10 protein-coding genes are annotated in these 11,430 nt (G+C 68.4%); 8 read left to right on the top strand and 2 right to left on the bottom strand.

Annotated elements, in window-relative coordinates; genetic code table 11:
- Window positions 1–55 precede the first annotated feature (55 nt).
- Together AB0M48_RS44140 and AB0M48_RS44135 are read left to right on the top strand one after the other, a co-directional pair.
- Window positions 56–436 carry an OB-fold nucleic acid binding domain-containing protein gene (locus AB0M48_RS44140; RefSeq protein WP_363854897.1) on the top strand — a complete coding sequence of 127 codons (381 nt, stop codon included), beginning with the start codon at window positions 56–58 and terminating at the stop codon, window positions 434–436.
- Entirely contained in the window at window positions 433–1,203 is a 771-nt protein-coding gene (locus AB0M48_RS44135) for a DUF3159 domain-containing protein (RefSeq protein ID WP_363854895.1), read from the top strand. Before AB0M48_RS44140 ends, AB0M48_RS44135 begins: the two co-directional genes overlap by 4 nt.
- Window positions 1,204–1,817: 614 nt before the next feature.
- Here AB0M48_RS44135 and AB0M48_RS44130 read toward each other — a convergent pair.
- Together AB0M48_RS44130 and AB0M48_RS44125 are read right to left on the bottom strand one after the other, a co-directional pair.
- Window positions 1,818–2,474, bottom strand: coding sequence for a TrkA family potassium uptake protein (locus tag AB0M48_RS44130; protein ID WP_319984453.1), 657 nt, complete (start codon window positions 2,472–2,474; stop codon window positions 1,818–1,820).
- Complete coding sequence (locus tag AB0M48_RS44125; RefSeq protein ID WP_363854892.1) at window positions 2,474–3,136, bottom strand: TrkA family potassium uptake protein; 663 nt, start codon at window positions 3,134–3,136, stop codon at window positions 2,474–2,476. The genes AB0M48_RS44130 and AB0M48_RS44125 overlap by 1 nt, the downstream gene beginning before the upstream one ends.
- A gap of 82 nt (window positions 3,137–3,218) precedes the next feature.
- Between AB0M48_RS44125 and AB0M48_RS44120 the strand changes: the two genes are divergently transcribed.
- From AB0M48_RS44120 to AB0M48_RS44095, 6 genes are all read left to right on the top strand, one after another.
- Window positions 3,219–5,204, top strand: coding sequence for an APC family permease (locus AB0M48_RS44120; protein WP_363854890.1), 1,986 nt, complete (start codon window positions 3,219–3,221; stop codon window positions 5,202–5,204).
- Entirely contained in the window at window positions 5,201–6,406 is a 1,206-nt protein-coding gene (locus AB0M48_RS44115; RefSeq protein ID WP_363854888.1) for a class I SAM-dependent RNA methyltransferase, read from the top strand. Before AB0M48_RS44120 ends, AB0M48_RS44115 begins: the two co-directional genes overlap by 4 nt.
- A 62-nt stretch (window positions 6,407–6,468) precedes the next feature.
- Entirely contained in the window at window positions 6,469–8,373 is a 1,905-nt protein-coding gene (dxs, locus tag AB0M48_RS44110) for a 1-deoxy-D-xylulose-5-phosphate synthase (protein ID WP_363854885.1), read from the top strand.
- A 230-nt stretch (window positions 8,374–8,603) separates the two neighbouring features.
- Window positions 8,604–9,245, top strand: a complete 642-nt coding sequence (locus AB0M48_RS44105; RefSeq protein ID WP_363854881.1) for an SPFH domain-containing protein — start codon at window positions 8,604–8,606, stop codon at window positions 9,243–9,245.
- 46 nt (window positions 9,246–9,291) lie between these two features.
- Window positions 9,292–9,975, top strand: coding sequence for a response regulator transcription factor (locus tag AB0M48_RS44100; RefSeq protein ID WP_319984458.1), 684 nt, complete (start codon window positions 9,292–9,294; stop codon window positions 9,973–9,975).
- Window positions 9,976–9,978: 3 nt separating this feature from the next.
- Window positions 9,979–11,106 carry a HAMP domain-containing sensor histidine kinase gene (locus AB0M48_RS44095; RefSeq protein WP_363854877.1) on the top strand — a complete coding sequence of 376 codons (1,128 nt, stop codon included), beginning with the start codon at window positions 9,979–9,981 and terminating at the stop codon, window positions 11,104–11,106.
- Window positions 11,107–11,430 lie beyond the last annotated feature (324 nt).

Genomic DNA, 11,430 nt, shown 5'->3' with positions numbered 1-11,430 from the left:
TTGCCCGTGCGTACCCTCACTGTCAGACGGTCCACACCACGGGGCCACCTGAGCAATGCAGGAGTCGGGGATGAGCGGCTATTGGCGCCGCTTGGTACGTCGCTTGACCAGCGACGTGACCGAGCTCGACGCGGACGACCTGTCGCGAAAAGCGGAGGCCGTCGGCGCGGTGAAGGCCTGCGACTGCAAGTCCGGTGAGGAGGTCACCGTCCTCGGAAGGCTCCGCACCGTGGAGCTCTGCCCGCGGGACGCGGCCGCCACACTGGAAGCCGAGCTCTACGACGGCACCGAGGGCGTCACCCTCGTCTGGCTCGGCCGCCGTCGCATCGCGGGAATCGAGCCTGGTCGGACGATCAAGGCTCGGGGCCGCATCGCCGTGCGCGACGGGCGCAAGGTGCTCTACAACCCCTATTACGAGTTGCAGAACGCTTCATGACCTCAGTCAAGACCGAAGAAAAGCAGCCCACCGTCCTCGATCAGATGGGCGGCGTGAGCGGAATGCTCTACTCGTCGCTGCCCGTGCTCGTCTTCGTGATCGTCAACTTCATGACCAAGAACCTGATGGCGGCGATCATCAGCTCGCTCGCCGCCGCCGTCGTCATCGGTGTGGTCCTGGCCGTGCGCAAGGGCACCATCCAGCCCGCGATCTCCGCCGTCTTCGGCGTGGGCATCGCGGCGTTCATCGCGTACAAGACAGGCGAGGCCAAGGGTTTCTTCCTCTTCGGCATCTGGCAGAGCGTGGTGTACGGCAGCGCGTTCCTGCTGTCGATCATCCTGCGCCGGCCGCTCGCCGGCGTGATCTGGACGTTCCTCAACGGCAGAGACCGCTCCTGGCGCGACGACAAGGCCTCGGTCCGCGATTACGACATCGCGACCTTCGTGTGGGCCCTGGTGTTCTTCGCCCGCTTCGTGGTCCAGCGCTGGCTCTACGACGAGGACCAGGTCGGCTGGCTCGCGGTCGCCCGTCTCGGCATGGGCTACCCGCTGATGGCCATCGCCCTCCTCGCCACGGTCTGGGCGGTCCGCCGCGCGGACAAGCGCCTCAAGGAGGCCGAGGAGGCAGCCGAGGCCAAGGCCAAGGCGGATGCCGAAGCGGCGACGGAAGCCGTCCTCGCACGCACGGCCGACGACCTGCTCACCCCGGACATGGACGAACTCAAGCGCGTCGTCGACGCCGAGTCCCGCGACAAGTCCAGAGACTGACCCGCTTCACGCTTCGCTGCCGGTGCCTCCACTTGGGGGCACCGGCAGTGTCGTTTCCGGACCCGACGCCGCGATGGAGTGCGAACGTCGCGGGGCTCGATCGTCGCGGACTGCTGTGCGGCGTCTGAACGGCGCCCGGCTGCGCCCCGCGGCGGATCGCCTACTGACATCCGACACATGGAGTCTCGGCTGCCTGCTTCTGCCCGTCTCGCTGACCATCAGATGCAAAAAACGTTTGCGGACGACGTCAAAAGACTCATTGCAAAGGCTGTGGGAGGCTGGCGGGCCAACCAGCAACGGTCAGGCTCGGGGCTCGGACCAGCGGCGATGCGGCGAAAGCGCGCTGACGGTCGTAGACAGCGTGTTGTGTGAGCCCGATATATTGGATATCAATCAGCCGAGCGACACGCGCCCGTCGTCGTCACCGACGCGCACGAGAGCCACGTCCACGAGATCCTGCGGCACGGTCATCAACGCGGATTCGAGCGATTTCCGCGGTAGGCACGAGCGACGCAATCGCGCCGAGTGTGGCGTACCAGCGCCCGACCAAGGGCAGCCGATCGCTCACAAAAAGCAGGTGCCCGCCTCCCCAGACACGCAGGCAGAAAGCGGCCTCAGTACCCCAGAGCGGCCTTGATGTCCTGCTCGACCGCGGCGGTGGTGACGAACAACAGCTCGTCGCCGCCCTCGAGCGTGTCGTCCGGCTGCGGCACGATGACCCGCCCGCCGCGCAGGATCGTCACCAGGGCGGCGTCCCGCGGCATCGTCAGCTCCGAGACCGCCCGGCCGGCGAACGGCGTCGACTCGTCGAGCGTGATCTCCACGAGGTTCGCCTGCCCCTGCCGCAACGTCATCAGCCGCACGACGTCGCCGATCGTCACGGACTCCTCGACCATCGCGGCCAGCAGCCGTGGCGTCGACACGGCCACGTCGACACCCCACGACTCGGTGAAGAGCCATTCGTTCGTGGGGTCGTTCACGCGCGCGATGACGCGGCGGACGGCGAACTCCGTCTTTGCCAGCAGCGACACCACGAGGTTGACCTTGTCGTCACCGGTCGCGGCGATCACCACGTCGCACAGCTGCATGCCCGCGTCCTCCAAAGAGGACAGCTCGCACGCGTCGGCCTGGACCCACTCGGCCTGTTCGACGGAGTTCGGGTCGAAGTGCGCCCGGTCCCTTTCGATCAGCATGACCTGGTGCCCGTCCGAGACGAGCTCCTGCGCGATGGACCGTCCCACGGCCCCCGCGCCGGCGATGGCGACCCGCATCAGCTCTCCTCCGGTGCCTGCAGCGCCGCCGCCGCGACGTCGGTGATCGTGCCGGACAGCGCCGCCACGTAGATCGAGTCGTCCGCCTGCACGACGGTCTTCGCGTCCGGCAGGACACCCGTGCCGAAGCGCATCACGAACGCCACGCGCGCGCCGATCGCCTCTTCGAGCTGGCGCACCGGGCGCCCGACCCAGGCCTCGTCGACCTCGATCGGCAGCACCGCCACGGTGCCGGACGGGTCGCGCCACGCGGTCGACGCCCCCTCGGGCAGCAACATCCGCAGGAACCGGTCGGTCGACCACGGCACCGTCGCCACGGTCGGGATGCCCAGGCGCTCGTACACCGCGGCGCGCTTGTGGTCGTAGATGCGCGCGACGACGTGCTCGACACCGAACGTCTCGCGCGCGACCCGCGCCGAGATGATGTTCGAGTTGTCACCGCTGGAGACCGCCGCGAACGCGCCGGCGCGCTCGACACCGGCCTCGATCAGGACATTGCGGTCGAAACCGTTGCCGATGACCTGCTGGCCGTGGAAGTCGCTGCCCAGCCTGCGGAACGACTGCGCATCCTTGTCGATCACGGCGACCTGGTGGTCGAGTCGCTCCAGGGCCCTGGCCAGGGACGCCCCCACCCGGCCACAACCCATGATCACCACGTGCACGACATGCCTCCTCAGGCGAACTCTCCGCAGAACCTACCGAGCATCAGCCCGTCCCGGTGAGCGGACCCCTTACGCTCTGGCCGTGTCCAAGCTCGCCACCGCTGCCAAACGCCTCCTTGTCGGACGGCCGTTCCGCAGTGATCGCCTCGCGCACACCCTCCTGCCCAAACGCATCGCCCTCCCGGTGTTCGCCTCCGACGCCATGTCGTCGGTCGCCTACGCCCCGGAGGAGATCTTCCTGATGCTGTCGGTGGCGGGCTTGAGCGCCTACGCACTGGCACCGTGGGTAGGGGTCGCGGTCGTCCTGGTCATGCTGACCGTCGTCGCGAGCTACCGGCAGAACGTGCACGCCTATCCGTCCGGCGGCGGTGACTACGAGGTCGCGACGGTCAACCTGGGACGCAGAGCAGGGCTCACGGTGGCGAGCGCCCTGCTCGTCGACTACATCCTCACGGTCGCGGTGTCGATCTCGGCCGCGGCGGCGAACATCGGTTCGGCCATCCCGTTCGTGGCGACGCACAAGGCGGAGTTCGCCGTCGCCGCGATCGTGATTCTCACGGCGATCAACCTGCGCGGCATCCGCGAGTCCGGCACCGCGTTCGCGATCCCCACCTATGCGTTCATGATCGGCATCATGGGCCTGATCGGCTACGGCCTCGTCCGCGGCTTCGTCATGGGCGACGACATGCGCGCGGAGAGCTCCGGCCTGGAGATCCACGCCGAGCAGGACCACCTCATGGGCCTCGCCTTCGCGTTCCTGGTGATGCGGGCGTTCTCGTCCGGCTGCGCCGCGCTCACCGGCGTCGAGGCGATCAGCAACGGCGTGCCCGCGTTCCGCAAGCCCAAGTCCCGCAACGCCGCGACGACGTTGCTGTTGATGGGCGGCATCTCGGTGACCATGCTCATGGGCCTGATCGTGCTCGCCCAGCTGACCGATGTGCGGATGGCCGAGTTCCCCAAGCAGCAGATCACGAACGCCCCGGCGGACTACGAGCAGAAGACGATGCTGGCCCAGATCGCGGGCGCGGTGTTCGACAGCTTCCCGCCCGGCTTCTACTTCGTCACGGCGGTGACCGCGCTGATCCTCGTGCTCGCGGCGAACACCGCGTTCAACGGCTTCCCGGTGCTCGGCTCGATCCTCGCCCAGGACCGCTACCTGCCGAGGCAGCTGCACACCCGCGGCGACCGGCTGGCGTTCTCCAACGGCATCGTGTTCCTGGCCGGGTTCGCGATCGTGCTGGTGATCGCTTTCGACGCCGAGGTGACCCGGCTGATCCAGCTCTACATCGTCGGTGTGTTCGTGTCGTTCACGCTGAGTCAGCTCGGCATGATCAGGCACTGGCAGCGGCTGCTGAAGACCGAGACCGACGAGCAGGCGCGCCGGCGGATGCGGCGGTCGCAGGCGATCAACACGTTCGGTCTCGTCATGACCGCGACCGTGCTTGTCATCGTGCTGATCACCAAGTTCACCAAGGGCGCGTGGATCGCCATCGCCGCGATGGCCGCCATCTACGCGTTGATGACGGCGATCCGCAAGCACTACGACACCGTCGCCGAGGAACTGCGCAAGCAGGAGCGCGTGCGCACGATGCCCGCGCGCAACCACGCGATGGTGCTGGTGTCCAAATTGCACATGCCGACGCTCAGGGCCTTGTCCTACGCCAAGGCCGTGCGTCCGGACGTGCTGGAGGCCGTCACGGTCAACGTCGACGACGGCGACACCCGCAAGCTCGTCGCCGAGTGGGAGAAGGAGAACTTCAAGATCCCGCTGAAGGTGATCGAGTCTCCCTATCGGGAGATCACCAAGCCCATTCTCGACTACGTCAAGCGCGTCAGGACGGACAACCCCCGCGACGTTGTTACGGTGTTCATCCCCGAGTACGTCGTCGGCCACTGGTGGGAGCAGCTTCTGCACAACCAGAGCGCGTTGCGGCTCAAGGGAAGGCTGCTTTTCCAGCCGGGTGTGATGGTGACCAGCGTGCCGTGGCAGCTGGAGTCCTCGGTGAAGGTCAAGGACAAGGACGTCATCGCGCCCGGCGCTGTCCGAAGGGGACTTGACGACCGATGAGCTCGACCAAGGAAGACTGGACCGGACGCAAGTTCGAAGTAGAAGTAGGGCCTGTCGCGCACGGCGGGCATTTCGTTGCACGGCATGAGGGACGCGTTCTGTTCGTGCGTCACGCGCTGCCCGGTGAGCGCGTCGTGGTCTCCGTGTACGAGGACAACGGCGGATCGTTCTGCCGTGCGGACGCCGTCGAGATCCTTCAGGCGTCACCCGACCGGGTCGAGGCGCCGTGCCCGTTCAGCGGGCCGGGGCTGTGCGGCGGCTGCGACTTCCAGCACGTCTCGTGGGACGCGCAACGCGAGCTGAAGGCCGAGGTCGTCCGCGAGCAGCTGGCGAGGCTCGCCAAGATCGAACGCGACGTGGTCGTGGAGGCGCTGCCGGGCGGTCCGCTGGAATGGCGGACGCGGATCCGGATGGCCGTCGGCCGCGACGGGAAGCCGGGCTTCCGGGGCCTGCGTTCCCACGATGTGATCCCGGTCGACCACTGTGTGATCTCCAAGCCGGGCATGGTCGAGGCGGTGACCGACCGAAAGTGGCGGGCACAGGAGCTCACGATCGTCCAGGACGGTGACGGCAACCGTCATGTGGGTGAGGTGCGCGGCCGACACACCACGCGACGCGCCGGAACCGGTACGGCCGTCGAGATCGCCGCCCAACGAAAGTGGAGAGTTTCCGCGGACGGTTTCTGGCAGGTCCACCCGGCCGCCGCGGACACGTTCGCGTCCGTCGTGGGGGAGTGGGCCGCGGCCGAGCCGGGACAACGCGCGTGGGACCTCTACGGCGGTGCGGGCCTCTTCGCCTCCGTGCTCGGACGGCAGGTCGGCGAAAGCGGATCCGTGCTGGTCGTGGAGTCTTTCCCCGGTGCCGTGGAGGACGGCCGGCGCAACCTCCGGCGCATGTCCCAGGTGGAGTGGGTGGCGGACAAGGTGGAGAGCGCTGTGACGCGCAAACTGCCCGTCGAGAACCCTCATGTCGTGGTCCTCGACCCCCCTCGCAAGGGAGCGGGCAAGGTCGTTGTGGCTGAAGTCGCACGACGGCGTCCGCAGCGGGTCGTCTACGTCGCCTGCGACCCCGCCGCCCTGGCCCGCGACCTGGCCGAATTCACAGTTCAGGGCTACCGGCTCGCGGAGCTGCGGGCGTTCGACGCGTTCCCGATGACCCACCACATGGAGTGCATCGCCCTGCTCGTACCTGAGACGAGCTGAAGCTGCGTCTCAGTCGCGTCTCCGTAGACTGAGCCGAAGTCTTCAGGAGTGAGGTGGGCGTGGTGACCCTGCTGGAGTCCGTGCACGGACCAGCTGATCTGAAACGGATGGACGACGCGCAGCTGAAGCAGCTGTGCGACGAGATCCGGCGTTTTCTGGTCGACAAGGTGTCCAAGACGGGCGGGCACCTGGGCCCGAACCTGGGTGTCGTCGAACTGACCCTGGCGCTGCATCGAGTCTTCGACTCGCCGCAGGACCCGATCGTGTTCGACACCGGTCACCAGTCGTACGTGCACAAGATCGTCACGGGCCGCCGTGACGGCTTCGACCGGCTGCGCAAACAGGGCGGCATGTCGGGCTACCCGTCGCGGTCGGAGTCCGAGCACGACGTGCAGGAGAGCTCGCACGCCTCGACGGCGCTGTCCTACGCGGACGGTCTGGCGAAGGCGAAGCAGATCAACGGCGCTCACGGCCACGTGGTCGCGGTCGTCGGCGATGGCGCGCTGACCGGTGGCATGTGCTGGGAGGCGTTGAACAACATCGCGGCGGACAAGACGCGTCCGGTCGTGATCGTGGTCAACGACAACGGCCGCTCGTACTCGCCGACGATCGGTGGACTCGCGGACCACCTGTCGTCGCTGCGGCTGCGTCCCGGTTACGAGCGCGTGCTGGAGAAGGGCAAGAGCGCTCTGCAGCAGACGCCGTTCTTCGGCAAGCCCCTCTACGCCGCCCTGCACGCCGCCAAGCGCGGCATCAAGGACGCGCTGGCGCCGCAGGCGATGTTCGAGGACCTCGGTCTCAAGTACATCGGCCCGGTCGACGGTCACGACATGGCGACGCTGGAGTCCGCACTGCAGCGCGCGAAGTCGTTCGGCGGCCCGGTGATCGTGCACGCGGTCACCCGCAAGGGCATGGGGTTCGCGCCGGCCGAGAACCACGAGGCCGACCAGATGCACGCCACCGGCGTCATCGACCCGATCACCGGCGAGGACGTCAAGCCGTCCAGCCGGACCTGGACGCACGTGTTCTCCGACGCCTTGGTGGACGTCGGCCGCGAGCGTTCCGACGTCGTGGCGATCACCGCCGCGATGCAGGGGCCCACCGGACTGGACCCGTTCGCCAAGGCGTTCCCGGAGCGGTTCTTCGACGTCGGCATCGCCGAGCAGCACGCGCTGACCTCCGCCGCCGGTCTGGCGATCGGTGGCCTGCACCCCGTGGTGGCCGTCTACGCGACGTTCCTCAACCGGGCGTTCGACCAGCTGCTGATGGACGTCGCGCTGCACAAGCAGGGCGTCACGGTCGTGCTCGACCGGGCCGGCGTCACCGGCCCGGACGGCGCGTCGCACCACGGCATGTGGGACATGTCGATCCTCGGCGTCATCCCCGGCGTCCACGTGGCTGCGCCGCGTGACGCCGGCACGCTGGTCGAGGAGCTGAAGGAGGCCGTGGCGATCTCGGACGCGCCGTCGGTGATCCGCTACCCGAAGGCCTCCGTCGGCCCGGACCTGCCCGCGTTGGAGCGCGTGGGTTCCGTGGACGTGCTGAGGCGCTCGGGCACCGACGTGCTGCTGGTGACGGTCGGCGCGTTGGGCGGTCTCGGTCTCGAAGCCGCGCAACGGCTGGAGGACCAGGGCATCGGCGTGACGGTGGTCGACCCGCGGTGGATCTACCCGATGTCGGTGGACCTCGTGGAGATGGCGGCGTCGCACAAGCTCGTGGTGACCGTTGAGGACGGTGGCCGCCACGGTGGCTTCGGTTCCTCTCTCGCGGCCGCCCTGCGCGATGCCGACGTCGAGGTGCCGTTGCGCGACATCGCTCTGCCGCAGCAGTTCCACGACCACGGTGAGCGTGGCGAGGTGCTCGCGTTGTGCGGCATCACCGCGCAGGACGTCGCACGCCGCGTGACGGAGTGGGCCGCCCGCCTGGAGTGCCTGCCCGTCGAAATTGACGAGCACGTGGAGAAGTAGGTCGGCTAACCTCCACCACCGTGAGCGTTCGCTTCAGCGGCCCGGCAGGTCTTCCCGACTCGGGTCCCGCGAATCGGGCGGACGCGTTGGTTCTGTAGAGACCAGGTTCAAATCCTGACGCCACGACCCCGGTCGCACACGGGGGCGAGGAGCTTTGAGAGTCCCTTGTGGACTCCCGCTCCCCGCCTCGCCGACCGGGGTCGTGGCCTGTCCGGACGGGGGTGGAGACGATGAAGCGCACGTTGTTCCCGTGGGAGCGGGGCGTCCGGTTCGACCGCGGAGAGCTGGTCGGTGAACTCGGCCCGGGACGCCACCGGGTGCCGTTTCGCGCGGTGCTGACCCGCGTCGACATCCGCCCGCGCACGATGACGCCCGCGGCGCAGGACGTGCCGACCGCGGACGGCGTTCTGGTCCGCGTGACCGTTGTGGTCCGGTGGGCCGTGACGTCGCCGACGAAGTTCGTGATGGAGGCGGCGTCTCCTGAGGATGAGCTCTACACGGCCGTGCAGCTCGCGTTGCGCGGTGCCGTGGTCACTCGCGCACACTCGGCCGTAGACCCTGAGCGCGCGGACATCGCGGCCGAGGTGGCGACTCGTATCGCGCCGCGCGCCGAAGAGCTGGGGATCTCCGTCGCCGAGGTCGCGGTTCGCGATGTCGTCATGCCCGCCGAGCTGCGCCGAGCCGCCCTGGCCGAGCTGGTGGCGGCGTCCGAGGGACGTGCGGCGCTGGAGCGGGCACGCGGGGAGACGGCGGCGCTGCGGTCGTTGCTGAACGCGGCCCGGCTGGCGGAGCAGCACCCGGCGTTGCTGGAGCTCCGGGCACTGCAGAGCGCCTCGACGGTCGTCGTCGATCGGCCTGCACGCAGCAGGTGAAGGTGTCGTTAAGCGCCTTCTCAGGTGCGTGTGGCACCTTTGAGGCGTGCGGATTCTGGTAGTCGAGGACGAGGCGCCTCTGGCCGACGCGATCGCTCGCGGCCTGAGGCGCGAAGGCATGGCCGTGGACGTCGCCTACGACGGCGAGACCGGGCACGAGAAGTCGACCGTCACGCGGTACGACGTGGTCGTGCTCGACCGCGACCTGCCGGGGATGTCCGGCGACGAGCTGTGCAAGGAGATCCTCAGCTCCGGCGCGCTCACCAGGGTCATGATGCTGACGGCGAGCGGTTCCATCGAGGATCGCGTGTCCGGACTGTCGCTCGGTGCGGACGACTACCTCGCGAAGCCGTTCGCGTTCCCCGAGCTGGTCGCGCGCGTGCGGGCGCTGGCCCGGCGCGCGACCCCCGCGACGCCGCCGCTGCTCGCCGCCCAGGACGTGGAACTGGACCCCGCGCGGCGCACGGTGTCGCGCGGCGGGCAGCCGATCGAGCTGACCCGCAAGGAGTTCGGCGTCCTCGAGGTGCTGCTCGCGGCCAAGGGCTCGGTCGTCAGCAGCGAGGAGCTGCTTGAGCGCGTGTGGGACGAGAACGCCGACCCGTTCACCACGACCGTGCGCGTCACTGTGATGACGTTGCGCAAGAAGCTCGGGGAACCGGGCATCATCGACACCGTCGTGGGCTCCGGCTACCGGGTGCCGAGTGCTTCGAACGGATCTGCTGAGGACTGACCTATGCGAAGGCGCGGACCAGGGCTTCGCCTTCGGATCACGCTCCTCACCACCGCGCTCGTCGCGGTCGTGAGCGCCGTACTGCTGTTCCTCGGCTGGACGCTGGTGGGACGGGTCTTCGACTCGTCGCCGTCGTTCCCCTCCGACACCCAGGTCACGGTGGACGGCGTCACCGTCACCGTGAAGGTGCTGACCGACGCGTTGACGGCCGCCGCCCGCCAGGACCTGCTGCGGGCCGGGCTGATCGCGTTCGCGTGCATGGTCGTGGCCGCCGGTGTTCTGACCTGGACGCTCACCGGTCGCGTCCTGAAGCCGCTGCACGACGTGACGGGGGCTGCTCGCCGGTTGTCGGCCGAGTCGCTGGGGTCGCGGTTGCGGCTGGAAGGCCCGCGCGACGAGGTCGCGGAGCTCGCGGACACCTTCGACGCGATGCTCGACCGGCTGGAAGCCGCCTTCGACTCGCAGCGCCGGTTCGTGGCGAACGCATCGCACGAACTGCGCACTCCTCTCTCGGTGGTGCGCACCGAGCTGGACGTGACTCTGTCCGATCCGGACGCCGACGTCGAAGAGCTGCGACGCATGGCCGGCGTCGTGCGTGCGGCGGGGGAGCGTGCCGAACAGTTGGTGTCCGCGCTGCTGCTGCTCGCGCGCACGGACGGGATCGGGCTCGCTGTGCGCGAGCCGGTCGACCTGTCCGCTGTGGTCGAGTCCGCGTGGAGGGCGGCACGGGCCGAGGCCGAGGCACGCAACCTGCGCACGGTGTTCCGGTGCGTGCCGGCGCTCGCGGTCGGGGATCCCGCACTGCTGGAGCGGATCGCCGGCAACCTGCTGGAGAACGCCGTCCGCCACAACCACGTCGGCGGATGGATCGAGACCGTGGTGGAGACGGGGCCGCAGTGGTCCGTTCTGCGCGTGTCGTCGTCGGGGCCGTTGATCCCGCCGGACCGCGTGGAAGAGCTGTTCGAGCCGTTCCGTCGCGGGGTCAAGGACCGGACCAGCCAGTCCGGAACGGGGTTGGGGCTCTCCATCGTGCGTGCCGCGGTGGCTGCTCATGGCGGGTTTGCCCAGGCAGTGGCCGTGCCGACCGGTGGTTTGTCGGTCACCGTGCACCTGCCGGCCGCACCCCGTTGAGGCTGGATACAAGATTGTCTGCGTGGTCCCGGTCACACTGTGCGTCGATCTTGGCGGGTTTGAGCCGTCTGCGTGCTGCCTGACCTGCGGTTACGCCGTACGTGACCCCCGATTTGGATCTCGTGGGGGCCCCGTGTAAATTTCTCCATGCCAGCACGGAACGGGCCGGGAAACACAGCCGGAACGGAGTGCGGCGAAAGACTTCTAAGTACGACACAGCCCCGGAAGTGACTCTCTTCGGAGATTAGCTGCGGTGTGCGCGTGTTCTTTGAGAACTCAACAGCGTGCCGAAACACAGCCAGTAATATATGAATTACCTCCTCG

Origin of the sequence: Lentzea sp. NPDC051208 (genome assembly GCF_040682435.1) — a bacterium.
GTDB classification, from domain to species: domain Bacteria; phylum Actinomycetota; class Actinomycetes; order Mycobacteriales; family Pseudonocardiaceae; genus Lentzea; species Lentzea kristufekii.
The sequence above is the reverse complement of the archived record's forward strand: the minus strand, read 5'-3'. Positions and strand labels throughout refer to the sequence as shown.